Origin of the sequence: Jatrophihabitans sp. GAS493, assembly GCF_900230215.1 — a bacterium.
GTDB lineage: Bacteria > Actinomycetota > Actinomycetes > Mycobacteriales > Jatrophihabitantaceae > MT45.
The window spans coordinates 2,565,046-2,591,263 of the sequence record NZ_LT907982.1 but is presented as its reverse complement, the minus strand read 5'-3'; the positions used below and the strand labels follow the sequence as shown (position 1 = coordinate 2,591,263).

At 66.1% G+C, this 26,218-nt stretch carries 28 protein-coding genes; 11 read left to right on the top strand and 17 right to left on the bottom strand.

All coding sequences use genetic code 11. The features are described from left to right. Positions 1 to 23 precede the first annotated feature (23 nt). Positions 24 to 1,178, top strand: a complete 1,155-nt coding sequence (locus CPH63_RS12160) for a magnesium and cobalt transport protein CorA (RefSeq protein WP_096303199.1) — start codon at positions 24 to 26, stop codon at positions 1,176 to 1,178. Positions 1,179 to 1,254: 76 nt separating this feature from the next. Here the strand turns inward: CPH63_RS12160 and CPH63_RS12155 are convergent, their stop codons facing one another. The 8 genes from CPH63_RS12155 to CPH63_RS12120 all read right to left on the bottom strand — a co-directional run bounded on the left by CPH63_RS12155 (position 1,255) and on the right by CPH63_RS12120 (position 8,842). Continuing rightward, positions 1,255 to 1,833 carry a suppressor of fused domain protein gene (locus tag CPH63_RS12155; RefSeq protein WP_096303198.1) on the bottom strand — a complete coding sequence of 193 codons (579 nt, stop codon included), beginning with the start codon at positions 1,831 to 1,833 and terminating at the stop codon, positions 1,255 to 1,257. Positions 1,834 to 1,932: 99 nt separating this feature from the next. Next, on the bottom strand, positions 1,933 to 2,220 hold the full coding sequence (locus CPH63_RS12150; RefSeq protein ID WP_096303197.1) for a WXG100 family type VII secretion target: 288 nt from the start codon (positions 2,218 to 2,220) through the stop codon (positions 1,933 to 1,935). 181 nt (positions 2,221 to 2,401) lie between these two features. Continuing rightward, positions 2,402 to 2,899 (bottom strand): hypothetical protein, encoded by a 498-nt coding sequence (locus tag CPH63_RS12145; RefSeq protein ID WP_096303196.1) that lies wholly within the window; start codon positions 2,897 to 2,899, stop codon positions 2,402 to 2,404. Then, positions 2,896 to 4,059 carry a patatin-like phospholipase family protein gene (locus CPH63_RS12140; protein ID WP_096303195.1) on the bottom strand — a complete coding sequence of 388 codons (1,164 nt, stop codon included), beginning with the start codon at positions 4,057 to 4,059 and terminating at the stop codon, positions 2,896 to 2,898. Before CPH63_RS12140 ends, CPH63_RS12145 begins: the two co-directional genes overlap by 4 nt. After that, on the bottom strand, positions 4,056 to 5,513 hold the full coding sequence (locus CPH63_RS12135; RefSeq protein ID WP_096303194.1) for a wax ester/triacylglycerol synthase family O-acyltransferase: 1,458 nt from the start codon (positions 5,511 to 5,513) through the stop codon (positions 4,056 to 4,058). The genes CPH63_RS12140 and CPH63_RS12135 overlap by 4 nt, the downstream gene beginning before the upstream one ends. A gap of 162 nt (positions 5,514 to 5,675) precedes the next feature. Beyond that, a complete protein-coding gene (locus CPH63_RS12130; RefSeq protein ID WP_096303193.1) occupies positions 5,676 to 6,800 on the bottom strand; it encodes a 5'-3' exonuclease H3TH domain-containing protein in 1,125 nt (374 codons plus the stop codon). Positions 6,801 to 6,881: 81 nt separating this feature from the next. Then, entirely contained in the window at positions 6,882 to 8,174 is a 1,293-nt protein-coding gene (locus CPH63_RS12125; RefSeq protein ID WP_096303192.1) for a chromosome partitioning protein, read from the bottom strand. Beyond that, positions 8,171 to 8,842 carry an SAF domain-containing protein gene (locus tag CPH63_RS12120; RefSeq protein ID WP_157749503.1) on the bottom strand — a complete coding sequence of 224 codons (672 nt, stop codon included), beginning with the start codon at positions 8,840 to 8,842 and terminating at the stop codon, positions 8,171 to 8,173. Before CPH63_RS12120 ends, CPH63_RS12125 begins: the two co-directional genes overlap by 4 nt. 138 nt (positions 8,843 to 8,980) lie before the next feature. Here CPH63_RS12120 and CPH63_RS12115 point away from each other — a divergent pair, with 138 nt between their 5' ends. Continuing rightward, positions 8,981 to 9,217 (top strand): helix-turn-helix domain-containing protein, encoded by a 237-nt coding sequence (locus CPH63_RS12115; RefSeq protein WP_096303190.1) that lies wholly within the window; start codon positions 8,981 to 8,983, stop codon positions 9,215 to 9,217. Between the two features lie 77 nt (positions 9,218 to 9,294). Here CPH63_RS12115 and CPH63_RS12110 read toward each other — a convergent pair whose 3' ends face one another. Both CPH63_RS12110 and CPH63_RS12105 read right to left on the bottom strand, forming a co-directional pair. Next, entirely contained in the window at positions 9,295 to 9,867 is a 573-nt protein-coding gene (locus CPH63_RS12110; protein WP_096305108.1) for a hypothetical protein, read from the bottom strand. A 381-nt stretch (positions 9,868 to 10,248) separates the two neighbouring features. Then, positions 10,249 to 10,773, bottom strand: coding sequence for a pyridoxamine 5'-phosphate oxidase family protein (locus CPH63_RS12105; RefSeq protein ID WP_096303189.1), 525 nt, complete (start codon positions 10,771 to 10,773; stop codon positions 10,249 to 10,251). Between the two features lie 263 nt (positions 10,774 to 11,036). Here CPH63_RS12105 and CPH63_RS12100 point away from each other — a divergent pair, with 263 nt between their 5' ends. From CPH63_RS12100 to CPH63_RS12085, 4 genes are all read left to right on the top strand, one after another. Then, positions 11,037 to 11,606 carry a TetR/AcrR family transcriptional regulator gene (locus CPH63_RS12100; RefSeq protein WP_096303188.1) on the top strand — a complete coding sequence of 190 codons (570 nt, stop codon included), beginning with the start codon at positions 11,037 to 11,039 and terminating at the stop codon, positions 11,604 to 11,606. A 33-nt stretch (positions 11,607 to 11,639) separates the two neighbouring features. Beyond that, positions 11,640 to 12,833 (top strand): cytochrome P450, encoded by a 1,194-nt coding sequence (locus CPH63_RS12095; protein ID WP_096303187.1) that lies wholly within the window; start codon positions 11,640 to 11,642, stop codon positions 12,831 to 12,833. Continuing rightward, entirely contained in the window at positions 12,830 to 13,033 is a 204-nt protein-coding gene (locus tag CPH63_RS12090; RefSeq protein ID WP_096303186.1) for a ferredoxin, read from the top strand. The genes CPH63_RS12095 and CPH63_RS12090 overlap by 4 nt, the downstream gene beginning before the upstream one ends. A 195-nt stretch (positions 13,034 to 13,228) precedes the next feature. Beyond that, positions 13,229 to 14,614: a hypothetical protein gene (locus tag CPH63_RS12085; protein WP_197704322.1), complete on the top strand. Its 1,386-nt coding sequence runs from the start codon at positions 13,229 to 13,231 to the stop codon at positions 14,612 to 14,614. A 180-nt stretch (positions 14,615 to 14,794) separates the two neighbouring features. Here CPH63_RS12085 and CPH63_RS12080 read toward each other — a convergent pair whose 3' ends face one another. Together CPH63_RS12080 and CPH63_RS12075 are read right to left on the bottom strand one after the other, a co-directional pair. Then, on the bottom strand, positions 14,795 to 15,304 hold the full coding sequence (locus CPH63_RS12080; RefSeq protein WP_096303184.1) for a MarR family winged helix-turn-helix transcriptional regulator: 510 nt from the start codon (positions 15,302 to 15,304) through the stop codon (positions 14,795 to 14,797). A gap of 106 nt (positions 15,305 to 15,410) precedes the next feature. Then, on the bottom strand, positions 15,411 to 17,147 hold the full coding sequence (locus CPH63_RS12075; protein WP_096303183.1) for a chloride channel protein: 1,737 nt from the start codon (positions 17,145 to 17,147) through the stop codon (positions 15,411 to 15,413). Between the two features lie 213 nt (positions 17,148 to 17,360). On the opposite strand from CPH63_RS12075, the gene CPH63_RS12070 reads away from it, so the two are divergent. The 4 genes from CPH63_RS12070 (at position 17,361) to CPH63_RS22585 (ending at position 21,090) form a co-directional block, all read left to right on the top strand. Next, the gene (locus CPH63_RS12070) at positions 17,361 to 18,833 is read left to right on the top strand and encodes a potassium/proton antiporter (protein ID WP_096303182.1); all 1,473 of its coding nucleotides are present in this window, start codon (positions 17,361 to 17,363) and stop codon (positions 18,831 to 18,833) included. Positions 18,834 to 19,156: 323 nt separating this feature from the next. Further along, on the top strand, positions 19,157 to 19,720 hold the full coding sequence (locus tag CPH63_RS12065) for a hypothetical protein (RefSeq protein WP_157749502.1): 564 nt from the start codon (positions 19,157 to 19,159) through the stop codon (positions 19,718 to 19,720). Further along, positions 19,720 to 20,007 (top strand): transcriptional regulator, encoded by a 288-nt coding sequence (locus tag CPH63_RS12060; protein ID WP_096303180.1) that lies wholly within the window; start codon positions 19,720 to 19,722, stop codon positions 20,005 to 20,007. The genes CPH63_RS12065 and CPH63_RS12060 overlap by 1 nt, the downstream gene beginning before the upstream one ends. Before the next feature lie 807 nt (positions 20,008 to 20,814). Continuing rightward, complete coding sequence (locus CPH63_RS22585; protein ID WP_096303179.1) at positions 20,815 to 21,090, top strand: hypothetical protein; 276 nt, start codon at positions 20,815 to 20,817, stop codon at positions 21,088 to 21,090. Positions 21,091 to 22,402: 1,312 nt separating this feature from the next. On the opposite strand, the gene CPH63_RS12050 is transcribed toward CPH63_RS22585, so the two are convergent. After that, complete coding sequence (locus CPH63_RS12050) at positions 22,403 to 22,597, bottom strand: hypothetical protein (protein ID WP_096303178.1); 195 nt, start codon at positions 22,595 to 22,597, stop codon at positions 22,403 to 22,405. Between the two features lie 79 nt (positions 22,598 to 22,676). Between CPH63_RS12050 and CPH63_RS12045 the strand changes: the two genes are divergently transcribed. Then, a complete protein-coding gene (locus tag CPH63_RS12045; RefSeq protein WP_172892206.1) occupies positions 22,677 to 23,009 on the top strand; it encodes a YnfA family protein in 333 nt (110 codons plus the stop codon). A 68-nt stretch (positions 23,010 to 23,077) separates the two neighbouring features. Here CPH63_RS12045 and CPH63_RS12040 read toward each other — a convergent pair whose 3' ends face one another. From CPH63_RS12040 to CPH63_RS22945, 4 genes are all read right to left on the bottom strand, one after another. Further along, entirely contained in the window at positions 23,078 to 23,677 is a 600-nt protein-coding gene (locus CPH63_RS12040; protein WP_096305106.1) for a cation transporter, read from the bottom strand. 293 nt (positions 23,678 to 23,970) lie between these two features. Continuing rightward, positions 23,971 to 25,088 (bottom strand): IS3 family transposase gene (locus CPH63_RS12035; protein WP_096303177.1). Its coding sequence is split into 2 segments (ribosomal slippage): positions 23,971 to 24,821 and positions 24,821 to 25,088, totalling 1,119 coding nucleotides; the frame shifts between segments, so codons are not numbered across the junction. Between the two features lie 70 nt (positions 25,089 to 25,158). Beyond that, the gene (locus CPH63_RS22285; RefSeq protein ID WP_157749501.1) at positions 25,159 to 25,722 is read right to left on the bottom strand and encodes a hypothetical protein; all 564 of its coding nucleotides are present in this window, start codon (positions 25,720 to 25,722) and stop codon (positions 25,159 to 25,161) included. A gap of 65 nt (positions 25,723 to 25,787) precedes the next feature. Then, positions 25,788 to 26,210 (bottom strand): hypothetical protein, encoded by a 423-nt coding sequence (locus tag CPH63_RS22945; RefSeq protein ID WP_206745538.1) that lies wholly within the window; start codon positions 26,208 to 26,210, stop codon positions 25,788 to 25,790. Positions 26,211 to 26,218: the final 8 nt, after the last annotated feature.

The following is a 26,218-nucleotide window of genomic DNA, read 5'->3' as shown; positions in this document are numbered from 1 at the left end:
ATCGACCGCGGGAAGGGGGCAGAATGTGGCGCGTGACTAATCGTGCCCGACGTCATATCCCCCGCCCCGCATCCCTTCGCCCGGCTGTGCTGCGCCCCGGACCACGTCATGCGCCCGTCCCGTGGATCCCCGAGGTGGAGCGGAGTACGGCGATTGTGGACTGCGCCGTCTACGTCGGCGGGGTACGGCACGAGCCGAGTCATGACGACCGCGGCCGCCCGAACTGGCGCGAAGCCCACGACGGCGTCGTGGCCTCCGGCGAGGGGTTCGTCTGGATCGGCCTGCACGAGCCGAGCGACGCTCAGCTGGCCGGGTTGGCCGAGCATTTCAATCTCCACCCGCTGGCCGTCGAGGACGCGGTTTCGGCGCACCAGCGCCCGAAGCTGGAGAGCTACGACGATGAGATGCTCTTCGCGGTGGTGAAGACGGTGCACTACGACGAGAGCGCGGTGTCGAGCACTGACTCGTCCACCACCGTCGAGGTGGTGGACACCGGCGAGGTGATGGTCTTCCTCGGGGTCGACTACGTGATCACCGTGCGCCACGGCGAGCACGGCGGGTTGCACGCGTTACGCAAGCGGTTGGAGAAGGAGCAGACGCTGTTGGCCGAGGGGCCTTCGGCCGTGCTGCACGGAATCCTCGACCACGTGGTGGACGACTATCTGGCCGTCGCCGAGGCGCTGCAGACCGACATCGATGAGATGGAGGTGGCGGTCTTCGGCGGAGCGGCCCGGTCGCTGGACACCAACCGGATGTACATCCTGAAGCGAGAGGTGCTCGCGCTACAGCGTTCGGCGGCACCGCTGACCGTTCCGCTGCGCTCCCTCGGCGAGACGGAGATGCCGTTGATCGCCGAGGAGATCCGCGAGTACTTCCGCGATGTCAACGACCACCTCGGGCAGGTAATCGACCAGGTGACCGCCTTCGACGATCTGTTGAACACGCTAGTCTCGGCGCATCTGGCTCAGGTCTCGGTGATCCAGAACGAAGACATGCGCAAGATCTCGGCCTGGGTGGCGATCGCGGCCGTCCCCACCATGGTGGCCGGTATCTATGGGATGAACTTCGACCACATGCCCGAACTGCATTGGCGGTTCGGGTACCCGCTCGTCGTCGGGATCGTGGTCGGGGTCTGCCTATGGCTGCACCACTCGTTCAAGCGAGCCGGCTGGTTGTGAGCGCAGCGGCACCCAGCGCACCGGCACCCAGCGCCGCGACACCCCCCGCTTGGGATGCCAGCGTGCGTGGTGCGTCTCAGTCGAGCTGAACGCTCTCCCGCCCGAGGTCGAGCAGGTCAACGCCCTGAAGGTTCCACCGCTCGGCGAGAGCCTCGCTGCCGTGTATCCGGGCCCAGGCCAATTCGTTGGCCGTCGCCGGCAGCAGTCGAAGAAACTCCACGCCGCCACCTGAGAACTCGAGCCGGGCCAACTCAGCGACCGAGACGATGGCTCCGGTGCAGCGCGACCCGCTGGCCAGCGGAGTACCGAGGTCAACCCGCGCGCCGGCGGAGAAGATGAGCCCCTCGACCACCGGGGCCGATGCGAGTATCGCCAGCTGCCGCCAGAGGTCCCCTCCGTCGCCCCGGCACTGGAGGAGCAGCTCGGCCCGCGGCCCGTCCTCGGCGACCACCAACTCGTCTCCACCGGTCATCGGCCGCCGGGCCATCCCGAGACTCACGTAGTTGACGATCTCGTCCTGACCCAGCGGCGACTCGAAACGCAGAACCTCCATCGGCTCCACGCCGAGGAACGAGACGGAGGCCCGGGCCGGTTCGGCCTCGAAGTACGCACGGTAGGACTGCTCAACCAAAGTCAGGATCTCGTCAGGCGACACAGTTAAGAGAGCGTAGTTCAGGCCGAACCGGCCCGGCGCAGCCGCCGCTTCCAAGACACCCGTTCCGCAGTTCCGGTCACGGTGGCGTCGGGAGCGACCTCAGCGGAAGGAGGCGGCGATCCGCTGTTCGACCTCGGCGTAGCTCATACCGGCTTGACCAAGCAGCCGCCCGATCCCGTCGAGGGCGTCGGAGAGGCCGGCAGCGTGCAGATCGAACTGCCCGTAGAGCGTCGCAAACTGCGTGGCCGCTGCTCCGGCCCATTCGGAGCCGACGACCGGTGCCAGCTGCCCCTTCAAGCTCTGCTGAGAAAGCCGAATCTCGGCCGCTGTTCTGGACACGGTGCCGCTCAGAGTCTGGAGCTGCTCCGGCGTGACTTTCAATGACATGGCACATATCCCCTCCCGGGCGACCCGATGCCGCCTCGATCTGCAGGGTCAACGCTAGCCAGCCGGCGCTCGCGAAACGCCCTCAGCAGGCACTCTGTGGATGAACGCGCAGATGCGAGCCGGTTATCCACATGTGCTGCGGTACAGCTAGGGAATCCGCCGCGTTTATAAGGGCAATCCGCTATAGAAGCTCGACGAGGGCGGGGATCTCCTGGTTGGCGTACCAGGCCAACTCATACCCCTCCACATCATCCACGGTCTCCTGAGCGTCCTCGTCGCCCAGCTCAGCCCGCACCATCGCCGTCGCCGCGGCCCGCACCGCCGTCTCGGCGTCTTCGCCGTCGACGTGCACCGACACGACGGCCGAGAGCGGGATCGAGATACCCACCCGCACTACGCCACGGTCGAGATCGTCGCGGACGCTCACGTCGCCATCCTCCACGTCAGCGGCCAGCACCACCCGCCGGGCAACAGTGTCTGGCTCGGTGTCGAGCAACCGCAGTGAGGCCCGGGCCGCCTCGATCATGGCCGCGTACTCCAGTTCCTCGATGTCGTCGTCGCGGTACCAGTCCCGCAGTCCGTCGGTGACGGCGAAGGCGGTCGTGCTGCCGAACCCGAGCTCACCGGTCTCCAGCAGGGCGCCCAGTTGGGACATGGTCGAAGGGATGTAGATCCTCACGCGCGCGCACTCCCCCGCCCAAAGCCGGCGCCGGCCTCGCGCGGGTTACTCCAGCTACGGGCGGCGAGCTGCTGACGCAGCTGGATCGACGCCGTCTGCTTGGCGACCTCCAGGACCTCCGATCGCCGTCTCGGATTCATCAGATTGAGTCCAATCACTTCCAGATCGGTCGGCTCCGGCGTAACCAGCGCAACGCGCTTTCCGCTGGCCCGCAGTGCTTCGACGTCGCTCAGCACGCCTCGAGTCACCGATCGCCGCACGGCCCGCTCAATACGCCCGACCGGTGATCGGCGGCGATCGATGTTGACCGATGCCATCGGTGCGAAGACGTACACCTCATCGACGTCAACATCGGCCAGAATGTCGACGGATGCGTTGGAGATGGCGCCACCGTCGATAAAGGTGTGGCTACCGAGCTGCACCGGCGGGTACCAGGCCGGGATCGAGCAGGAGGCAGTCACCGCGTCGCTGAGACTGACCTGCGGATCGCCGAATGGGCCGAGGTCGTCGCGTCCGAAGAGCACTCGCTGCCCGGTCGTGTAGTCGCTGGCCGCGATCCACGGACGGGGCGAGTTCGGCCACGTGGTGTCGAAACCCTGATCGGCGGCCACCGCTGACACCATCTCGGTCACCGGCCGTAGGGTGCCCCGTCCGGCCGGCAGGACGCCCGACAGGGTGACGATCGGCCGTACCCGCCGCGGGTGGCGGACCGCGTTCAGCAGGAGCTGCGGTGAGCCGGGCAGCACGCCGGGGCGGCGCGGGAGCCCACCGCCGGTGGCCGCATCATGGTCGAAGGCGATCGGGGGATCGGTCGGGAGCGCGACGCCCTGGTGGTGACGACGGATCTGATCGACGGTGATGCCGCAGGACAGCAAGGCCGCCCCGACTGAGCCGGCTGACGTGCCGACGATGATGTCGACCTCGTGCGCGCGAAACTCGGCCTCGACCTCGAGTGCTCCCAGCGCGCCCAGCATCCAGGCGAAACCGAGCACGCCGCCACTACCGAGGACGATCGCCCGGGACGGACGAGCGGGCGGCATCGGGGCGACCGAATGCAGACGCGCCGGCTTCGTCTTCGCGACCTGCGGCTTATCTGGCTTCGGGTTGGTTGGCTTCGACGCCCCCGAGCTCGGCGACGACTTCGGTCGAGGGTCACTCATCGGGCGACGCTGCCGCTCTTCTTCGCCGCCCGCCCGGTGCGGGCGGCGGGCGTCTTCGGGGCCTGGCTGGCGGCTACCAACTCTTCGAGCGACTCCTCGATGAGCGTGGCCAGCACATCGACATCGGGCATCGAGTCGCGGTCGGCGTTCAGGCCGTAGTAGACGCCGCCGTTGTAGGAGGTGAGGCCGACCGACACCGCCTGGCCAGTGGCCAACGGCAGGATCGGATACATCTGCGTCATCTTGGCCCCGGCCGCGTACAGCGGGAACTGCGGGCCGGGCACATTGGTCACGACGAGATTGAAGAGGCGGCGGGTGAATCCGTTCGCCGCCCGGGCTCCCATCGCGTGCAGCGTGGGCGGAGCGAAACCGGAGAGCGCAACGATGGAGTCGGCGCCCACCGACTGCCCCGACTCGCTGTGCGCCTGCATCGCGTAGCTGACCTGGGCCAGCCGCATCAACGGGCTGGCCTCGCCGATCGGCAGGTCGACGAAGAACGCCGACACCTTGTTTCCCAGCGCGCTGTCCAGGTCGGCGTCGGTTCGGACGCTGACCGGAACCATCGCGCGGATCGTGGTGGCCGGGGTGACCGACTCACCGCGGAAGAGGAGCCAGCCCCGAAGGGCCCCGGCGACGGTGGCCAGCACGACATCGTTGATGGTTCCGCCGTGCTGTTTGCGGACCAGCTTGTAGTCCTCGAGCGAGGTGGCGGCGGTGCCGTAGCGGCGCTGCTCTCCGATGCCGGTGTTGAGCGGGCTGGGCGGGGCCGGACGAATGGCAACCTTGGCCGCCGTAGCGATGCTCCCGATGGCACCGACCACCCGGCCGGCCGTGGAACGAAGGTCGTTCACCCCGAGGCGCACGGTGTCGACGACGGCGCCGGGACGGCGAACGATCTCGTTTACCGCCTCCACCACCAGCTGGGTCGAGGACGGTTCGGGCTCGGGCATCCAGAGATCCTCCGGAACCTCCCGGGGCACTGGTGACGCGTCGAGGATGACCTGGCCGATGTCGATCGCACTGATTCCGTCGACCACGGCGTGATGGGTCTTGGTGATGATCGCAACGCGTCCACCGGAGAGCCCCTCGACCAGGTACATCTCCCAGAGGGGGCGGCTGCGGTCGAGCGGACGGGATTGGATGCGGGCGCAGAACTCGCGGAGCTGGTCGTCGGAGCCTGGGCGCGGTAGGGCTGAACGGCGAACGTGATAGGTGATGTCGAAGTCCGGGTCGTCGAGCCAGACCGGGTTCGCGATGCGGCCGGGAATGAAGCGCACCTTCTGGCGATAGCGCGGGACCAGCGAGATTCGTTCCTCGAGCAGCGTCACCAGCTGCTCGTAGTCGAACCCGTCAGCCGGCGGGTCGAAGATGGCCAGCCCGCCGACGTGCATCGGCGTGGTGCGTCCCTCCAGATACAGGAAGGAGACGTCCAGGGAGGAGAGCCGGTCAGTCATCGCGTCGAAGTCTCCTTTGGGCCGATGGGCGTGGCGGCCACGCTATGGGCTCAGTCGTACCCGCCGTCGTGGCCGATAGACCGCGATGGTGGGCGGGATTACACCAATACGTCATGTTCGCATGCTCGGGCCGAACGCATCCACCGGACGGTCGACATGCCGCTAGAAGAGCGAGAGCTGGTCACTGTTGGCGGTCTTACGGTGTAGCGGCGCGAACGGCTTCCGGAAACCCGATCCCGAGCGATAGCCCGGGTCACGACGGCCCGCGTCTCGAACGAATCGCTCACCGCGGTCGGTCGCGAAGGCTCCGTCGTAGGAGGTGTAGGCGGGGACGGGCACAGGTGCCGACTCGCCCTGTTCGCCGGCCAGCAGGCGCAGGGCCTTCGGCAGCGTCCAGGTGAGTTGGAGCGTCTCGAAGGCCGGACGCAGCGAGTCGGCCGCCAGCGGCAGGCGACCGCGTCCGGCCCCGCAGCCCTGGGCGAGGTCGACCTCCAGCGGCACCGAGGTGTGCATCGCCATCACCGCGCAGTTGAGTTCCCAGGCTGCCCGGGCTTCCGGCGTCCCGAGCCGGGCAGCGGCGGCCTTGCCGATCGCGGCGATCACTCGGGAACCCCCGGCATCGAGATCATCAAAGGCATTGCGCGCCGTACCGAGGGCGGTGAGGAGTTTGGCGGCGGTCTTGGCGCCGATCCCGTGCACGCCGACCAGGTTGTCCGAGGCGTCGCCCCGCATCGCGGCGTAGTCGCGGTATTGAGCCGGAGTGATGCCGAGCAGCAGCATCAGGCGCTGCGCGTTGAGCATCGGCGACGCTTCAACACCGCCGTTGATGATGCGCAGCACGGAGGTTGTCTCATTGATGAGGGCGAACGAGTCTCGGTCCGAGGTCATCACGACGGTGTGGGCAGCGGCCGCGGTCGCGTGCCGGGCCGCGGAGGCGAGGACGTCGTCGGCCTCGAGGCCGGGCGGCACGATCACCTCGATGCCCATCCCGGAGAGCAGTTCGACGGCGAGCATCAACTGCTGCTCAAGCGTCGGTGGCTTCTCTGACCGCTGAGCCTTGTACTGCGGCCACCGATCCCGGCGGAGGCTGGCCTGCGGATCGTCGAACCCGATGACGACGGCGTCCGGTTCGATCCGCTCGACCGCGGCTACCAGCTGCGATACCAGGCCACGGACGGCCCACATGGCACGGCCGTCGCTGGTGCGCAGACCGGAGGAGGCCAGGGCGTGGTAACTGCGATGCAGCAGAGAGTTGCCGTCGACCGCCAGCAGCACCTGAGAACTCACACCCTCACTCTCCCACTTCGCTACGACAGTTCTGCACGCCCCGCCGAAGCCGAGCCGGTTCGTCCGATCCGTTCGGCCCGCTCAGCCCCGCGAACGGCGGCGGACGGGCTGATCGACACCGGCGAGAGCCGACGCCAACTCCGCCGCCGCCAGTCGGAGGGGGCTCCGGGGACGAATGTCGCCGAGGGCCTTCCCGACCCGCAGGGCCGCATCGAGAGGCTCCAGGTCCATCGGCAGCAGGGCGGCCGGCCGCCGCCCGGCGAAGCGCTCCAGCGCCTTCGTCAGTTCGACCTCGACGTCGCCGGGGACGGCGCTGCTGCGGACCCGGTTGAGCACCACCCAGACCGGTGCCTCCACCTCCGCGTCGCGCAACTCGGCCAGCCCCCGCACCAGGCGCTGCATGCCGATGGGATCAGCCGAGCCGACCGCAAGGATGACGTCTGCGCGGTCGAGGACGGCGAGCGTGGCGCCATTGCGCCTCGGGGCAACGGTGTCGAAGGAGAGTTCTTCGTCCGATTCGAGGTTGAAGCCGCAGTCGACGACGGTGAAGTCGGCCAGCGAACGTGCGGCTTCCAGCACCGCCTCCACACCGGCCGGGCGTAGCTCCGGCCACCGCTCCGCCCGGGGCAGACCGGTCAGCACTCGCAGGGTCGGGCTCAGCTGCCAGGCGAGGGCGGCCAGCGCGGTCGCGTCCATCCGGGCCGACCCGGCCTGTCGGCAGGCGGCGGCAAACCCTGGTGATTCATCCAAGAGACCGAGCACCGAGGCGACCACCCCGCCGTAGACATCGGCATCGATCAGCAAGCTGGAACGGGTGAGGCGGGACAGCTCGTCTGCGACCAGCACCGAGACGGTCGTGCGCCCGGGCGCCCCCGTCGGTCCCCAGACCGCAATCACCGAGCCGCGCTGGGTGGGCAGCTGAACCGGGGTCGCACCGAGCGTCGGCGGGATAGCCATCGACGTCGCCGCCGTCGGATCGCCGAAGCTTCGGGGTGCCCGCAGTCCACCCTCCCGGGCCGCGATCGCGTCACCGATGACGGCGGCGACCACCGCGGCGTCGGCATCGTCGGGCACGACAAAGGCCACACCGATCGCCGAGAGCCGCTCCTGGGCGGCATCGTCACCCCGCCGGACCACGCCAACAACAGCGACCTCGGCTGCGGCGAGGCGGTCGACCGCGTCCGCATCGAGCCGTCGTAGCCCGGCCGCTACGAGGGCGGCGCGCGCCTGCCCGGTGGTGGCCACCGCGAGCAGGTCGACGATGTCGACACAGCGCCGCACGACGCTGACGTCATGATCGCCGCGGTCCAGCGCGACGACCAGGCCGGCCTCCCATTCGGCTCCGTCAGCGGCGGTGAGAACCGGTGTCTTCACGAATCGGTCCCACCGCAGTTGGTGAGATCAGGCAATGATTCATTGCTGTCTGGCTGGCTTCGGCCGGTGACAACCCCGGCGCGGAGGGTGGCGTCGGAGATGCCGAGCGCAGTGACGACCCGCTGCGCCAATGCCGGCGGTACCCGTACTACGGCGCTCTGCCCGCCGTCGGCCGCCAGTCCCCCGCCGGTGGACTGCACGTCCTGCACCGTCACGTCGCTGAGCACCACGGTGGCCGGGCAGGACTTGGTGGAGATCCAAAGCTGCAGGCGTTCGCCACGGCTCAGCTTCGGCGCTTCGCCGGCCTGCAGCGGAACCGTGACCGTGGTGGTTGCTGCGGTCGTCCCGATCGCCGAGCGCGGTATCAGCTCCCCGGCGCTGACGTCCCGCACCAGGACCTGGCCCACGACGGGCGTCGTCGCGAGGAGGTAGGCCCCAGATCCTGCCGCGAGATGTACCCGCACCGAGGAGAGGTCGGAGGCGCTCAGCACAGCACCGGCCGAGAGGTTGCGCGACGACTGCCACATTCGCACGGTCGAGTCGGCTGAGGCGACCACGGTGGCTCCGATCGCAACGCTGGCGAGAACCAGCACGACGCCGGCGATGAGCCGCAGGTCCAGCCAGCGCGGAGTCTTCACCCGGCGTGGCGCGGGAGATTGTGTAGTCACGCCCAACATGCTGCAGTACAGCCAAGACGAAGAAAACATCATCATAGAAACTGTGGATAACGTCATTGTCTGTGATCACGCAGATGTCACACTGGGTGAAGGCAAACATCCGATTCTGACCCGAAATGAGCTCTGAGCATGGCATCCGATCGGTTCCTCACGCTGCCTGATGTCGCTGAGATCCTGAACATCTCGGCGTCACAGACCTATGCGCTGGTACGTAACAGCGAGTTGGATGCCATCAAGATCGGCGGCCGCGGTCAGTGGCGGGTCGAGCGGGTCAAGCTCGAGGAGTACATAGAGCGGATGTACGACGAGACCCGCAAATTTGTGGAGCAGCACCCGCTGACCGAGAGCGAGCCCGAGCTCAGCTGACCCGCCCAAGTGGTCTGAGCCGCTATGCCACCGAGACGAGAGCCTGAGTACCGGCGCTCCATCCGACCGATGAGATGTCAGCCTGAGGCACGTCGCAGGACGGCGACGGCCGAGAAGGGCACCGCCAGCACCTCACGCACCTCGCTGCGTCGGCGAAGTTCACCGGGGGCATGCGTGGCCAGTTCGAGAAAGTCCCGTCCCACCCGATCGACGGTGCCATCCAGCGTTGAGCCGTCGATCAGTTCTATGCGGACAGCCGAACGATCGCGGGCAATCCCCCGCAATGCGTGGGCCAACCCCAACCGAGACTCGACGATCGATTCGGTGTCGGGAACCGCGGCCAGGCGACCCAGACCGCCGATGCTCAGCAGCGGGGTGAGCAACGCGAGCGCATCTCGGCCCGAACCCTCGTCAAGCAGGAGCCAATCCGGACCGACGCGCAGCAACTCGCCGCTGACAACCACCGCGCCGGGGTACATCAACCGAATGGTGCCTCCGTCCGCCGGGCGGAGACGGTCGATCAGTCGGAGCCGACCGACCTCGATCCGGACCTGATCCTCAACCTCGGCCGCGCGGTGAGCCGCGGCCAACGCGTCGGCCTGGGCTTCGAGATCGGCGAAGAGACCCTGCCACCTCGTCGCCTCAGCCATCAACGGATTCTTACAGACTCCTCGTCCTTGAGGCCTCGTCGATGGTCCGACCAGCCGTCAGGCGGACCGGGGCCGCGGCCGATGCGGCGCGGGTGCGAAGCATCGCTGCTCCTCCCAACCACGTGTGGACGAATCGTAACCAGAGCAAGCGCCGCTCGACAGCCCGGAACACCCGGAATTGATGCAAGGCGTGCGTGTCCGAACGGGCGCGAACCGGCCCAGCGCCCGGCCGCGCAGATCGCACACCCGACACGTCTGGCTTGTCGCGCGCGAGGTACATCCGGCAACGGCTAATCCAGCCCGCTCGGCCGGACAAGCCCGGCGGCATACCGTCCGGTCATTCGCCGTATCGCTCGGCGGCCGCGCCGACTCCTGATCGCGTCACAGGTCGAAGCGGGTAGAGCCACCGGGTTCGATGCCGAGAACGGCGGTCAAGGAACGCGGCGCTATCCGATAGATCTGCCAAGGTGCGGGCCCAAGTCCGGGTGCATTGAATGGCGCTGTAAGGCCGGTGCCTTCAACGTCGGGCTCCACCGGCCAGCCCTGATCGGCCCACGCATGGGCCAGCCGAGCGACGGTCGCAGCGTCGGTAACTCGCTCAGCGCTGCCCTCGACCACCACGTCCATCTCAAGGATCGAGGTCGAGATCGCGCACCTCGGGTCGCGAGCGACATTGCGTGCCTTGCTGGTAGCGGCGCCGGTCTGGAACCAGAACGCGCCATCAAGCCACAGCGCACCAACTGCTGTGACATGAGGACTGCCGTCCGCGTTCACTGTGGTGAGCCAGGTCGTGCGCTGGTTGGGAGCCCCGACGGCCGGAGGCTGACCGGCGTTCAGGCGTTCCTGCACTGCTTCCCACCGCAACGGTTCGAGCCCGTCACCCGCGCCGATGTTTGTGATCTTCATACCCCGACGATAGTTGCCGAAGCAGTCGACAGACAGGGCTGCACTACGCGCTAGCCAGCGCTGGTACTCAGCCGGTCATGCCGATATCCCTGTCAACACCAGGCGTTTTGACCCCTATCGCAAACAGAATCTCACCTCAGTAAGGGGACTCGCTTCGCCATGATCCGGTCGCCACGCGTCGATTGCGACGCTGGATGAGGGACATGTTCGGGTAGATCAGCCGGCTAGGCCAGGACGGACCCGTTGGGCGATATCGTCTGAGGATGCCCAGCGCCGAACGACGCAGTGAGCGGTCCCGCACCGAGATCCTCACTGCTGCCCTCGACCTGGCGATCGAGGTCGGTTACTCCTCGCTGACGATCGAGGGCATCGCTCGGCGGGCCGGCGTCGGTAAGCAGACGATCTACCGCTGGTGGCCGTCCAAAGCGGCCGTGCTACTCGAAGCGTTGCTGGAACGGGCAACACCGGCTACCGCAGTGCCTGACACCGCCGACCTGCGCGCCGACCTGCGCGCGCACCTGCGCACCGTCGGGAATCGGCTGTCCAGCAAGGACATGATCGCCTACCGGGCCCTGATCGCAGCGGCGCAGAGCGACCCTGAGGTCGCGACCCAGATTCAGCGGACACTGATCCGACCTCGTGTCGAGGCCTGCCACGCCCGACTTGAGGCCGCACTTAAGGACGGCGTTATCCGCGCCGACGTCGACCTCGACCAGGTCATCGAGATGCTCTATGCGCCGCTTTATTACCGGTTCCTGCTACAGACTCAGCCGATCGACGACGCGCAGACAGACGCTGTCATAAACCTGTTGATGCCGGCAATTCAAGCCTAGACAAGACGGACCGTCTCGTCTAGGCTCCCTTGCATGTCGGACTGTCCACACTCCACGCCGGTACCGGTGAACTTCGACCACAACGACCAAGCGCTGACCGAAGACAACCTGTGGCAGGCCTACGCCGACCTGCAATCGACTGGCCGCGTCACCTACTCGCAGAGGTACGGCGGGTTCTACATCCTGTCGCACTACGACGACGTCAAGGCGGCGCTACGCGATCACGACACCTTCGTCAGCGGCCTCGGGCATCGCATCCCGACGGTGAGCGAGGGTCGGGACGTCCCGATCGACTTCGACCCTCCGGTACACACGTCCTACCGCAAGCCCATGGCTGCGGCGGTGACGCCGACCCGGGTACGAGCACTTGAGCCGTTCTTGCGCGGCGTCGCCCGCGACCTTGTGCAAGCCTTCGTGGCGCAGGGCGGCGGTGATGTCGTCTCAGCGATCTCACTTCCGCTGCCACTGCGCGCGCTGACGCAGGTGGCCGGCTTCAGCGACGACACCATCGAGGGACTGCACAAGGCGACGGAGGAGATGTGGGCGCAGGTCTACGACGCCGACTTCGACGATGCGTACGCCGGCATCAAGGCGCTCATGGACGCCGAGGTCGCTCGACACCGAGCCGAGGATCTCGGCGACTACAGCAACGCACTGCTCGATACGACCGTCATCGACGGTGCGCCGGTGTCGGACGACCTCGCGGCGCGGATGCTGATGTCCCTGGCGATCGCGGGGCACGAGACAACCCTGAACGCGGCATCCTCGCTGTTCTGGCTACTCGCGAACGACCTTGAATCGCAGGACAAACTACGCGCCGACCCTGGCCTCGCGCCGCAGTACGTCGAGGAAGTACTACGACTCCGTGCGCCGATTCACCAATTCGGCCGGCGCACCAGCAAGGACGTCGTCGTCGACGGTGTGCTCATCCCGGCCGGCTCGCAGGTTCTAGTGGCCTACGCATCGGCAAACCGGGACGCGGAGAAGTTCGACCGGCCTGACGAGTTCGATCCCGACCGTGCCAGCCGCGCCCACCTCACCTTCGGCTGGGGTATCCATCAGTGCCTCGGTGCCCCGCTCGTCCGCGCTGAACTGAAAGTGCTGCTCGAAACACTCTGTGAATTCCCGCGGTTCCTGCCGGCCGGCGAAGTCACGTGGGGGCCCCTGAAGGGCGGGGCGCACTACGGACCAGCCCACCTGCCGTTGCAGTTCGAGGAAGCTAAATGAGGAAGGTAACCCTCGATGACAACGTCTGCGCCGGCTTCGGCAACTGCGCGCTGACTGCCCCAGAAATCTTCCGCTTCGACGACGCCGAACTGATCGGCCAGGTCGTACGTGAGGAGATCGACGACACCGACCCCGAGCAACTGGCCAACGCCAAACTTGCCGAAGCCGACTGCCCGACCCACGCCATCCAGGTCAACTGAGCGAGATCGGTGAAGCCGCAGGCACGACGGAGATCGCCTCGCTGAACCACGTGACGTTCGGCCATCGTCTCCCAGCCTGACCTATCGCGTTGACCCCTCGAGACTGCCCTGGTACTCGTCGACGTCGTCACCCCATACGATCCCGGCAGGCGCTCTTCCTTGTCGTGGGTGCAGAACCGGGCCAGTATGGCGGATGTGCCGAGCCCTACCGAGATCGTCGACGTCGACTATCTGGTCGTCGGTGCCGGCGCAGTCGGGATGGGATTCACCGATGTGTTGATCGACCACGCGGACGTGCGTGTCGCACTCGTAGACCGGCGAGCCGCACCGGGAGGGCACTGGCTCGACGCCTACCCGTTCGTGCGGCTGCACCAGGCCTCGGCGTTCTACGGGGTGGCGTCGACCCTGCTCGGCGGCGGGGCGCAGCAGACCGACGGTCCGGAGGCCGGGTTGTCCGAGCGTGCCGGCACCGCTGAGATCTGCGCTTACTACACCCAGGTGCTGCATCGACGGATGCGGTCGACCCATCGCGCCGAGTTCTTCGGCAGCTGTGAATACACCGGCGACGGACACTTCGTCTCGCGGGTATCGGGCCGGCGATACGCCGTTCGACCCGGTTGCCGAATCGTCGACGCGCGCTACCTCGAGCCGCGGACGCCCGCGCACACGCCGCCACCATTCGGTGTCGCCGCCGGTGCGCGGGTCGTCCCCGCGCACGAACTGGTAGGGATCGGCGCGGCGCCCGAGCAGTATGTCGTCGTCGGCTCGGGCAAGACCGCCACCGACTGCGTGATCTGGCTGCTTGAACACCGGGTGGACCCCGACGCGATCGGCTGGGTGCGCCCGCGCGACCCGTGGATGCTCGACCGCGCGGTCATCCAGCCCGATCCGGCCACGTACCTGGGTGCCGCGGCGGCCATCGTCGAGTGCGCTGCTGCGGCATCCTCGCTGGACGACGTGCTGCTGCGGCTCGAAGCGGCCGGGGTCATGCTGCGCATCGATCCCGCCGTGACCCCGACGATGGCACGCGCGCCGACGCTGGGCCGGTGGGAATTGGAGCAGTTGCGCACCGTTGAGAACGTGATCCGCCTCGGTCACGTCCGCTTCGTCGAGCCGGGCCGGTTGTACCTGGACGAAGGGGACACCGCGATCGCGCCCGACGCCGTCGTCGTGCACTGCGCGGCGGAGGGACTGCGTCAGCCTCCGCTCGTCCCCATCTGGCGGCCGGACGTGATCACGCTGCAGCCGATCCGGGCCGGTTTTCCGTGTTTCGGTGCAGCGCTCGCGGGTTACGTCGAAGCGACGCGACACGACGAGGCGGAGAAGAACCGGCTCTGCCCTCCTTCGCCGTATGGCAACTCGAACACCGACTGGGCTCGCATGCAGGTGTTGGGCGGACGCGCAGTGGCCGCGTTCGACGCCGAACCGGACATCAGGGCGTGGTCCGACGAGGTGCCTCTGAACCCGGCCCGTGTCCCCGCCGCGCGTGCGAGCGACCCGGCGGTGCAGGCACTCCAGGACCGGCTGCGAACGGCTACGCCGGCCGGGATGGCCCGGTTGGCGGCGCTTGCCAGGCTCTGAACCGGTCGCGACCGCGCGAGCCGATGATCAAAACGGGCCTCAGCACCGCACCGCCCCCAACGGATGTCGTCCCTGCCTGTGCGTGCTAGGTCCGTATATGACCGCGAGATTAGGCGCTTCCGCGGGCCGGTGATCCAGATAGTGGTTCCAGATAGCGGAATTGCTGGCCGCGGGTTGGTGCTACCAACCAAATGTCATCGCGGCATCAGGATCAGCGTCGGGTTCGCTCGCGGCAGCGGCGAAGCCGAGTAGCGCCGTGACGAGTCCAGCCCGATGGTCCGGCGCCATTCGTGAAACGATTCGGGTGATCTCCTTACGCCGTTTGGTGGTTACCCGACGCACGAGGGCACGACCAGCAGGGGTGAGGGCGAGAATGACGCGGCGACGGTTCTCCGGGTCGTCGCTGCGGGTGACGAGACCAGCGGACAACAGCTTGTCGATCATGCGCATCGCGGTCGATGAATTGACGTCGAGGATCTCGGCCAGCCCGTTCAGATTGAGTTCCCCGTGACTGTCGAGCACCACGAGTGTGCGGAACTGAGTCAGCGTGACCGTTCCTTCAACCTCGTTCAATGATCGCGCCGACACCCCGACCAACACACGAGACGCCGTGAGCACCGCGCTGACGAATTCGTCGACCTCGTCAGCGACGACCGCGGTCGGACTCGTGGTTGGTGCTGCCTTCGCCACTGCGACCGTCCGTCCTGAGATGTGCAATCCTTGCGTTGTGCAAGACGGACGATACGCCGTCAAGGTGGCACGCGACCGTCCGCCGACCGGGCGGCGGTAACCCTCCTCATGGTGATTGAGTGAGCGTGCTGAGGATGTCGCGGTGGCGGACCCAGCCGCTGAGCGCACCGTCGCTGTCGCAGATCGGCACCGCACCTTCGCCTCGGTCGAGGCGTCGCAGGATCTCGGCCATCGGGGCATCGGCGGGGCATGGTTCGGTTTTGTCCACGAGGTGGAGCACGTCGCTCGATTCGCCGGCGGCGACTGCATCTAGCACCTGGTGGGCGGCGACAACTCCGACATAGTTTCCGGTGTCGTCGATGACGGGCAGCTGAGAGTCGCCGGTAGTTGCGAAGCGGGCCGCGACGCTGCGTAGGTCGTCATCGATCCTCAACGACTCGGGCGGCGCAGCCATGAATGCGCTCGCCGGTCGACGCCGCAGGCGGGCATCGGCTGGTTCGTCGATGTCGATGCCGCGACGCAGGAGCTTACGCGTGTACACCGTGTCATGAGAGACGAGATGACTGACGCCGGCGGCGACTGACACAGCGAGCATCAGCGGCAGAATGATCGAGTATTCCCCGGTCAACTCGAAGAGGATGACGATCGCCGTTATCGGGGCGCGGGCCGCGCCGGCGAACACCGCCCCCATCCCGACAAGCGCGTAAGCACCAGCCGAGCCGCCAGTGGTGGGCGCCACCGAATGCACCACCTGACCGAACGCCGCCCCGAGCATCGCCCCGCAGAACAGGCTCGGCGCGAAGACACCACCGGAGCCGCCGATGCCGATGGTCAGGCTGCAGGCCACCAGCTTCCCGACCAGCAGCGCGCAGAGGAATCCGATCGCGTAGCCGCCGGCCACCGCCTTGCCTAGCACCGGGTAGCCCACGCCATACATTTCGGGCAGTACCAGCAGCAGGCCGCCGAGCAGCACCCCACCGGCGGCCGGACGCAGCCATTCCGGGCCGCGCCACGCCCAGTCGCAGGCATCTTCGATCGCATAAAGCACCCTGGAGAACACCACCCCGGTCAACCCTGCGATTACACCGAGGACGGCGAACAGCGGGTACTGCATCAGGTGTTCGATCTGAAAGGAGGGCAGCGTCAGGAACGGGTTGTTGCCCAAGATCGACCGGGCGATCACACTCGCAGTGACCGAGGAGAGCACGACCATCCCGAAGGATTGGGTCACCCACTCGCGCAGGATGATCTCCATCGCGAAGAACACGCCGGCCAGCGGAGCGTTGAAGGTCGCCGCGATGCCACCGGCCGCACCACAGGCGACGAGCAGCTTCACATGACGGTCATCCAGCCGAACCAGCTGCGCCAGCGACGAGCCGAGCGCGGACCCGATCTGAACGATCGGTCCCTCCCGCCCCACCGAGCCGCCGCCGCCGATGCACAAGGCTGAGGCCAGGGCCTTGACCGCCGCGACCTGGGGGCGAATCCGTCCGCCGTTGCGCGCGACCGCGACCATCACCTCCGGCACCCCATGGCCGCGGGCCTCACGCGCGAACCGGTACACCAACGGCCCGTAGAGCAGGCCGGCAACGATTGGGGTCAGCAGGACGAACCAGCGGCCCACCCCCGACACGTTCGGATTTGCGACGTGTCCGAGTCCCGCATAGTCGTCGAACCCGGTGAACAGCCGGGTGAGGCCACGGATCATGTATCGAAACGCGATCGCACCGAAGCCTGCTCCGACACCGACTACCAGTGACAGCAGCAACAGGCCGGCGCGGCTCTCCGGTCGAATCCGAGGTGCAGTCAGGCGCGTACGAGGTTGCGCAGCACTCAAAGTCATACTTGCAGTCTGCAACAATTGCAGTGACGAATAACCAAGATGAGACCAAGGCCATCCTTCACGCGGGCCCAGGCCGATCCGCGGAACCGAACCTCCCAGGCCCGCTTCTCGGCTAGGCTGGCCGTCGGTGGGCCGGGAATTCTGGTCGGCAACGTCCTCACTGTCCCCTGTGGCTGCTGATACAGAAAATGCGAGCCCGAGCCTCGGAGGGTCATGTCAGACACGTACACCTTCGCCCGGCTGATCCTGCTGGTCGCCGTCGTGCTGCTCGTGGCGTTGCTGTCGAATCGGTTGACCGAGCGCATCAAGATCCCTGCGCCGTTGCTGGTGCTGGTCGCCGCCGCGGTTGCCGTGAAAGCCGCCCCTGAGCTTCACGAGCCCGAGCAACTCGTGGAGCGACTGGTCACCGTCGCGCTGATCTGTGTTCTGTTTTCCGGCGGTCTGAACATCGGCTGGTCCAGGGTTCGCTCGGCGGCCGGGCCGATCGCCATGACCGGCGTCCTCGGCACGTTCCTCACCGCCGCGGCAGCCGCCGCGTTCATCCACTATGCGTTCGGGCTGTCCTGGTACCTGGCGCTCCTGGTAGCTACCGCCATCTCCCCGACCGACCCGGCCGTGGTGTTCTCCGTCCTCGGCCAGCGGGAGGTCGAAGGCCGCAGTGGCACGATCCTGGAAGGCGAGTCCGGTGCGAACGATCCGGTCGGGATCGCCCTGATGGCCAGCCTCATCACTGCCCACGGTCTCAGTGCCGGCGCATTCGCGCATGTAGCCGGAGAGTTTCTGCTGCAGATGGGCGTCGGCGCGGCCGTCGGCGTCCTCGGCGGTCGGCTCTTGTTGTGGTTCATCCGGGCCGTGCCGCTACCCAGCGAGGGGCTGTATCCGTTGCGGACGCTGGCCTGCGCCTTCATCCTTTTCGGCACCGCAACCCTGGCCCACGGCTCGGGCTTTCTCGCCGTCTTCATCGCGGGGATTCTGCTCGGCGACGAACGAGCACCGTACAAGCGCGAGATCGAACTGTTCCACTCCGCGTTGGCCAGCCTCGGCGAGATCGTCGCCTTTATCGTGCTCGGACTGACCGTTGACCTGGACGAACTCGGACATCCTGACGTATGGGGTCCGGGGCTGGTCATCGGTACCGTCCTCGCGGTAGTGATCCGTCCGGTCTTCGTCGGGCTGTGCCTCATTCCGGCGCGGCTGAAACCGAACGAACGCAACTTCGTGCTGTTCGCCGGTCTCAAAGGCGCCGTCCCAATCCTGCTCGGCGGTTTCATCCTCGCCTCCCACGTCGACGACGCCGCACGTCTGTACGGGATCGTCGTCATCGTCGTCGCCTTCTCCGTCCTCGTACAGGGCAGCCTCGTGCCGACAGTCGCCGGATGGCTGAACGTGCCGATGCGCGTCACCACTCCCAAGCCTTGGGCGCTCGGCGTACGCATGACCGTGGAACCCGAGAACATCCACCGGCTGACGGTCGTGGCCGGTGCATACGCCGATGGACGCCGCGTCGACGACATGCCGAAGCTCCCGGAGAATGCCTGGATCAGCTTGCTGGTGCGGGACAGCCAACCCATCCGCGTCCGCGGCAACACCAGATTGCAGGCAGGAGACCAAGTGCTCATCACCGCTGAGGCTGACCGCGACCGCGACCTCGCAGCGATCTTCACCGGCGTTGTCCGCGACGCCTAGGTCGTCACCCGAGTCGCCTATTGCGTACGCAGCCGCTACTGGGTGGCCGGATCTCCGCCGCGCCCGCCCCGCAGAATGACACGACGCCCAATCACGCTCCGAACGGCTACCCGCGGCCTGGCCGGCGGTTTCTCTGCTCATTGTCGACGAACTTCAGGCCACGCGGAAGCCGTCGATGGGCGCGCGTCTGCGCACTGCTAGCCGCGCATTAGATCCAGAAGACGTAGGGCATCAGGCTGATGAGGAGTCGCACTACTCGCGTTTAGGATCTGAGCACAGTGAGGTACTTGCCAAATTGGAAAGTAAGCACGATACTTTCCACTATGGAAAGTTACCCAGTTGAGCAGAACCCTGACGATCCTCGTTCCGTCCTGGCGGTGGCGGACCAGAAGCGCCGGCAACTCGCCGCCAGTCTGCGACTTCCCGGCGGTCTCCAACCCGCGCTGGCTGTCGCGATCGCGGTCCAGGTGGGGACCGCGGCGTGCGGGATCGCCAGTCAGACGAGGGCTGGCCTCGCAGTGGCGCTGGCGGGGGTGGCGGTGTTCTTAGGTGTGGTGGCATTCATGCTGTTCCAGTTCCGGCGGATCAATGGCGTGCGGGTCGACGGGCTGGCTAGCCAGATGGTCCTGGGGACTGCGACCACATCGACGCTGGTCTACACGTCTGCGTTAGTGGCCGCGACGTGGGCTGCCTTCCAGTCCCACTGGTGGCTCGTCGCGGCGGCGTCCGTGGCCGGCGGAGTCGGCTACTCCTTCGGCGCCCTACGGTGGTGGACCGCCTACCAACGCGACCCGGCATCCCATGCGCGGGGTGCCTCACCGCGGGCACTGGCCGCGCTCTCCGTGCTCGCGTGTCTCGGGCTAGTCGCGCTGCTGATCAACCACTGATGACCGGCCTCGACCCGCTGATCCATGCCCCGGCCCGGCTCCAGGTGCTCACAACGCTCTCCGCAGTGACGGAAGCTGAGTTCATCACGCTGCGAGACGTTCTCGAGGTCAGCGACTCGGTGCTGTCCAAACACATCTCCGCATTGGCCGACGCCGGATACGTGCGCAGCCGCAAAGGCGTACAGGCCGGGAGACGCACGACGTGGATAAGCCTGACCAGCTCCGGCCGCAAAGCCCTATACAACCATGTCGCGGCATTGCGCCGCCTCATCGATGCGGTCCAGTAAGCCATCAAATCAGGTCGATTCATGGCAGAGTCCGCCCTCGCATACCGATCGAAGCAGGCCTCCGACCATGGCCGCCTCGGCCCCCCGACGCAGGGGCCGTTCCGCAGACCAGGCGACCGACAAGTTGCCAACCTTGGACCGTTGTTGAGCTCCCATCTGAACGCGACCGCACGTGCCGCGGGCAGAGTGGGATGACGAGCGCAGGATCCGTCGATCTGCTTGGCCCGGGCCAAGCTCTCGGACCGAGCATCTGAATACGTATGGCGTCCATGATTTACTGGGCTTACCTGATCTGGGAGCACACGTGACTGTGTCAACCGCTGGTGCTCGCTACGCCGGCCTCGTGATGAGAGTGACGGTTCGATCATGAACACAACGCCTACACCTACCCCATCGACCCGATCAACCAGTTGGATCTCACGGGGCAGTTTGGGTGGCGGAAGTTCTTTAAGCGCGCTGCGACGATTACCGGATTCGCAGCCGCAGGGCTTTGCATCGTCGCGACGGCTGGAGCGTGTGGGATCGCGACGGCGGTTGCCATCGGCGCGAGCGGGGCTTGGAACGGACACCAAGCCGTGCACGGCAACATCTCTTGGCGACGCGCCGCCTTCAACACCGGGATAGACTTGGTCACGGCTAAGTTCCGCCCGCTTCGAAACGTCAAATACGTTCCTCGGCATTCTGTGACGCCGCGGTCTGTGACTCGTGCTTTCTCATGGACCGTTCGTAGTCATCCAGTCCACAGTGCTGTCTGGGGTGGGCTCAACGCGTATTACGGTTTTGTGCCTACCAGAATGGCTGGTAACTATGTACATCGATCTCGTGCCTGTATGGTGTTTCATTCTGATCGTGCTGTCGGGAAGTGGAATATTCGCCCTCAGCTTTTTCCGCACACAACTCGGCGCGCTGCAGTATCCGTTAGGCCTCGGCGTGGTCGCAATTGCTGTCATCGCGAACACGGGGCCGGTTTGGCTGGTCGAGATCGCGGCTGTCATGATGTTCGCGTTCACAGGTGTCGCAGCCTTAGCCGTTAGGGCCAATCGATCCAAGCACAGGAGCAGAGTGTCGAGCACACGGACCTGAGAACCCAGCGCGGAGGGTCAACCAGTGGCCTTGGCGACGTCGCTTGAAGGTAGTGTGTTCTGTGCTCCCGATCATCGCTTTTCGTCGTCTTTCTGTTCTTGCTTGTTGGATTGGTGCGCGACCTTACTCGGCGACCCGCGCAGTGGGTTTGCGGTACCGTTGGAGCAGCGGGTCTTGTCGCGTTAGTCTCCGCGCTGACCCATCCTGGTACAGATGCAAAGGTGCTGTCAGTTGGTGGTATCTGTTTCTTCGGTGTGTTCTTGATCGTCACGAGAGGGCACAGCCTGAGAGCGTTCGAAGACCGGTATGAGCTGTTCCCTGAACAGACGAGATCTACATACATGGCACACCCTGGCCGATACCAACTCAGCGGAGTTGCTCTCGCGTCCGGCTCCTTCACGATCTATCTGTTCATAGCTGGCTAGGTGTGATCGCACACCACCATCGGAAGGTATCCAATCGACAAATCGAGACTTTCTGTTGGAGCGCCGCTGGCGCTTGTACCGCGCGGCTCACACCGTACGGAGCGTCGCTATCGGCTGTATGCTTTCTTCGAATGTCCGCTCAGAGATATGTGGGGGTGTTCTTGCATCTGCGACAATCGTGGGCGCGGCAGCCGCCGGACGCTACGCTGCGGCAAATGCAGGATCCAAGCGGTGGAACACCCGCGACTTTGCGTCGACGTACCTTTGGGCATACGGAGGAGCGGTTCTGACTGGAGGCTCCAAATGGACTCGATCGACCTACAGGTACAAGGCTCGGCATGCTGACTAGTCATCCGCTTATCGGCACGCTATTTAGCGCTGTGTACGTGATGCTAGCTGCTGCCCCTTTGACGCTTTTGGTCAAACCGAAGTACGCGATGGATCGGTGGGACCTGCCCTTCGGCAGCCTGCGAGCCACTCGGCTCGCAGGATTCGGCATCGCTGTCATCCTCGCAGTCGGTTACGTCGCCGTCTTCGTTTGGCTCTAGCTCGCGCGCTTCCCGGCTAGAAAGCGGGACTCCCGGACGGACGCGAGTCCCGGCACCGCGCGACGCCAATCGAGGGCTGCAATGGTCTCGTCGGCATCAGGGGCGGGCCGTCCTAAAAACGACCGGTTGCGAGAGCCCGGTCGCGTATGGCGAGGGGGGTGTCGAGAACTCGTGACGACTCTGGTGGGTTGACAGGGGTTACAGAGCGGGTGACACGAGTTTCTTGACTGCGGGGCCGCTGCAGCACGACACCAGCCGTCCGAAGGTCACGTTGACGGCAACGTTCCTAAGCTGCGGGTGGTTCAGTTCGAGCGGCGACCTGGCCAGCGCGCAGTCCGGTCATACCGGCATCAGCGCCCGGGCCCGGTGAGCCAAGGTGTCCGCGAGGCGCACAGCGGTTGGCCCGGTGCGCGTCACTTCCCGCAGTGCGCGGACGAAGAGGGCGTCGAACTCGGCCACGCGTAGCGGCTGCTCGACGGTGGGCAGGGTGCACGATGATGGCAGCCAGATGCGTCGGCGGGTCAGGAACTTCATACGACAACGGTAAACGTGTACCTAAGTACCAGATGCAAGTCCCGATCCGAACAATGGTGCTGCCGCTACCGTTGCAACGGTGATCGTCGTGCGTTCCTTGCTGTTATTCATCGTCGCTGCGATCGCTGAGATCGGCGGCGCCTGGATGATCTGGCAAGGCGTCCGAGAACATCGCGGCCTGCTCTGGGTCGGCGGCGGCATCGTCGCGCTAGGCGCCTACGGCTTCGTAGCCACCCTGCAACCCGACTCACACTTCGGGCGCATCCTGGCCGCCTACGGCGGCATCTTCGTCGCGGGCTCATTGGCCTGGGGCGCGATCATGGACGGCTACCGCCCCGACCGATTCGACCTACTCGGCGCCGGAATCTGCCTCCTCGGCGTCGTCGTCATCATGTACGTTCCCCGCCACTGACTCGCGTCCTCGCGTTCTCGCGGCTAGTTGACGCCGGGCCCGACCCTGACCCTCGCCGTGGCCGACTGTTACGAGTGGTCGCGCTGGATCGCGCGGGCCTCTCTGAGCGCGTAGTAGACGATCACGAGGCCGGCAGCCGGGTCGGCCCACCACCAGCCCAGCGCCGCGTTGAGAACCAGACTCGCCAGCACTGCGCCCGCGAGCAGGCCGTCGATCACCGTGACGTGCCCCTCAGCAATCAGGACCGGATTCCGCAAAGCGTGACCGGTCCGGGACTTACCGGCGGCCAGCGCGAACATCACCGCTGCCGTGACCGCGGTCCAGGCGATCCCCAGCGGGCTGTGCTGCGGTCGGTAGCCCACCGCAAAGACGATCGCGGTCTGCACGAGCAGGTAAACACTTAGGGCGGTGAACGCGGCCGCGATCATCCGAAGCGCCCGCCGCTGGCGGACCTGTCCTGTGCTGGCCAACTCCCACAGCACCACCGTGCTAGCTCCGATCTCGATCAGCGAGTCCAGCCCAAACCCGGCCAACGCAACGGAATGCGCTCGCAGCGCTGCGATGGCCAGCACGCCGATGCCGACTGCGTTCCAGCCCAGCGTCAGCCCCTCCAGCGCGCGGCCCCGCCGTAACAGAGCAGCAGCGGCTGCGGCGGAAGCAGCGGACACCGGCACGCCCCGATTACACCGCACAAACCACTGCCGGTACGAATGGGCTTGTGATGTTGCCGATTTGAGGAAGGTCGGCGACGAGCAGAATCTCCCGTTGCTGGGGACTGGGCGCCCGGGCCGATTGAGGTGGTGTCGGGCTCCCTTACGTTTCGACAGAATAGCGTGTGGCCTGCGCCTCTCAAAGGGCGCAGGCCACACGCATGCGTTGTAGCTGGGCGTGAACCGGGGTGGCTAGCAGTCGGGTCGGACGCGTGGCCGGACCCCGTGAATTGATCCACGGTTTGTGAGAGTCAGTTTCGGTGGGTGCAGATGGCAGCGTAGCGGGCTGGGGTTTGGTAGCCCAGAGCCGAGTGCCGCCGATGTTCGTTGTATTCCTGTTTCCAGTCGCTGATCACGACCCTCGCGTGGGCCAGGGACCAGAAGATGTTGATGTTGAGGCATTCGTCGCGGACGCGTGAGTTGAACGATTCGACGTAGCCGTTGCGCCACGGCTCGCCGGGTGGGATGAACGACAGCCCGACCTGTTCACCGGCCCAATCGGTCATCACCGCGCAGGCGAACTCGGGGCCGTTGTCGCTGCGCAGCACGACGGGGTACCCACGACCGGCGGCGACGCGGTCCAGTTCGTCGGCTAACGCATCAGCGGTGATGGACCGTTCCACGAGCCCACCGAGGCATTCGCGGGTGTGCTCGTCAATGATCGACACGATCTTGATCGGTCGGCCGTCGGTGGTGGCGTCGAACTGGAAGTCGACGGCCCACACCGTGTTCGGTGCGTCAGCTTTCGGTAGGCCGGGGGCGGTGCTGGTGCCGAGGCGTTTACGGCGGCGGCGTTGCGGCACGCGTAGGCCTTCGTCGCGCCAGAGTCGCTGTATTTTCTTGTGGTTCACCGTCCACCCCTCGCCGCGGGCGTCGTGATACGCGCGGCGGAATCCCCACCTCGGATGCGTTTTCGCGTACTCCCGTAACCAAGCCCGCAGCGCCGCGTCGGGATCGGCCGGCGTCGCCGCCTGTGGTTCGTGTCGCTGTGTGGTGCGGTTCTGCCCGGTCACCCGGCACGCGAACCGCTCACTCACGCCCATCGTGGTGATGAGGTGGTGAACGGCCGCGCGCCGGCGTTCCGGGCTCAGAAGTTTCCCCGGGCGATCTCCTTCAACGCGGCCTTCTCCAGCTCCGCGTCGGCGAGCAGCCGCTTCAGGGTGGCGTTCTCCCGCTCCAGGTCCTTCAACCGTTTCGCGTCGTCAGCTTTCAGGCCGCCGAACTGGTTGCGCCACCGGAAATAGGTCTGCTCAGAGACCTGCAATTCCCGGCAGACATCGGCAATGTCTTTGCCTTCGCCCAGCATCCGATCAGCCTGCGCCAGTTTCCGCACGACCTGCTCCGGGCTGTGCCGCTTCCTCGTAGTCATCGTGGTCAAGCCTTCCTGCCCACAACGTGGGCCGCAAGACTCTCACTCGACCTGGATCAACCAACCGGGGTCAGGCCACGCGAATTGCGGCGGCGATCGAGGCTAGTCCTTGCCGGATCAGCTCTGCACGGATGTTGTTTTGGGTGCATCCACCGCTGATGCCCGCGGTGTAGCAGTTGAGGTATAGAGCCTTTACTGCCGGATAGGGCTGGAGCTGGATGCCGCTGGCCGTTCCGTAGGCGTATTCTTTCCATAACGTTTTCGCGCTGCTACTGCAGTGATTCGTTGCATGGATGTAGTTCTGGTACCCGGTCCAAGCTATCGTCGGGGCGCCGACGACGTCGCCTTTGTTGTTCAGTAGGAGGAATTCCAGGGTTTGGCGCTGGGAGCTCGTGCACGATTGCTCGCCGCCGTAGACGAAGCCGTTGGCTGCGACGTTGATTGAGATGAACTCGCCGGCGCAGACGCTATAGGCCCAGAGGGGCCTTGCGGTGCCAGCGTGTTGCGCCGGCGTTCCCCAGGCCGGGGACGATGAGCCCAATGAAACGGGTGTGGATGCTGATGCGGGTAGTGCGGTTCCTGCCAAGGCAAGAAGCGCTGCGAATACGACAGTCAGTGCCCTCCGAATTGTCATGGCGGAAGAGTAACGGGCGTAACGCTGAGTGCGAAATAGATCACTTAAAGGGAAAGACGTCGTCCCTAGTACGGTTCCCAGCCGTAGGACGCTCGCGGGAGGAGTTGTACAACAACGAACCGGTTACCAGAGATGTTGCTCGTCGCAGAGGCCTGGAATCGCTCGGCTGTTTGGCCGGGTATCTGGAGCTCAATTCCGTCGACCTCGGCCGCGCAGCGGAAAGCTAGGTAAGTGACTTCGAGTGATCCGGAACGGCTTAGCCGGACTCGCTCGTCGGGGCTGAGCATCGGACCGGTCTCTCCTGACTCGGTCCAGCCGTTGGGGGTCTCATAGGCGAACCTCTGCCTAATGCCTAGTTCCTTATCGTCCAGTAGCGGCCTGCGCGACGGGGAATCGTAAAGTTCCCAGGCTCCGAGAGGTCCCTTTCCTTTGCTCACCAGCACCTCCGACTCCTCGGCAGGGACGGGTCGCCGGTCGTTGCCTGTCATGACGGCTA

Bases quoted from the DNA above. Each gene is read 5' to 3' on its own strand.
- CPH63_RS22945 (WP_206745538.1), bottom strand. From the start codon at position 26,210: ATGACAGGCAACGACCGGCGACCCGTCCCTGCCGAGGAGTCGGAGGTG.
- CPH63_RS12090 (WP_096303186.1), top strand. From the start codon at position 12,830: ATGAGGAAGGTAACCCTCGATGACAACGTCTGCGCCGGCTTCGGCAAC.
- CPH63_RS12110 (WP_096305108.1), bottom strand. From the start codon at position 9,867: ATGGCTGAGGCGACGAGGTGGCAGGGTCTCTTCGCCGATCTCGAAGCC.
- CPH63_RS12095 (WP_096303187.1), top strand. From the start codon at position 11,640: ATGTCGGACTGTCCACACTCCACGCCGGTACCGGTGAACTTCGACCAC.
- CPH63_RS12075 (WP_096303183.1), bottom strand. From the start codon at position 17,147: ATGACTTTGAGTGCTGCGCAACCTCGTACGCGCCTGACTGCACCTCGG.
- CPH63_RS12065 (WP_157749502.1), top strand. From the start codon at position 19,157: ATGGAAAGTTACCCAGTTGAGCAGAACCCTGACGATCCTCGTTCCGTC.
- CPH63_RS12150 (WP_096303197.1), bottom strand. From the start codon at position 2,220: ATGTCATTGAAAGTCACGCCGGAGCAGCTCCAGACTCTGAGCGGCACC.
- CPH63_RS12135 (WP_096303194.1), bottom strand. From the start codon at position 5,513: ATGACTGACCGGCTCTCCTCCCTGGACGTCTCCTTCCTGTATCTGGAG.
- CPH63_RS12160 (WP_096303199.1), top strand. From the start codon at position 24: ATGTGGCGCGTGACTAATCGTGCCCGACGTCATATCCCCCGCCCCGCA.
- CPH63_RS12070 (WP_096303182.1), top strand. From the start codon at position 17,361: ATGTCAGACACGTACACCTTCGCCCGGCTGATCCTGCTGGTCGCCGTC.
- CPH63_RS12140 (WP_096303195.1), bottom strand. From the start codon at position 4,059: ATGAGTGACCCTCGACCGAAGTCGTCGCCGAGCTCGGGGGCGTCGAAG.
- CPH63_RS22585 (WP_096303179.1), top strand. From the start codon at position 20,815: ATGTACATCGATCTCGTGCCTGTATGGTGTTTCATTCTGATCGTGCTG.
- CPH63_RS12115 (WP_096303190.1), top strand. From the start codon at position 8,981: ATGGCATCCGATCGGTTCCTCACGCTGCCTGATGTCGCTGAGATCCTG.
- CPH63_RS12100 (WP_096303188.1), top strand. From the start codon at position 11,037: ATGCCCAGCGCCGAACGACGCAGTGAGCGGTCCCGCACCGAGATCCTC.
- CPH63_RS22285 (WP_157749501.1), bottom strand. From the start codon at position 25,722: ATGACAATTCGGAGGGCACTGACTGTCGTATTCGCAGCGCTTCTTGCC.
- CPH63_RS12060 (WP_096303180.1), top strand. From the start codon at position 19,720: ATGACCGGCCTCGACCCGCTGATCCATGCCCCGGCCCGGCTCCAGGTG.
- CPH63_RS12050 (WP_096303178.1), bottom strand. From the start codon at position 22,597: ATGAAGTTCCTGACCCGCCGACGCATCTGGCTGCCATCATCGTGCACC.
- CPH63_RS12105 (WP_096303189.1), bottom strand. From the start codon at position 10,773: ATGAAGATCACAAACATCGGCGCGGGTGACGGGCTCGAACCGTTGCGG.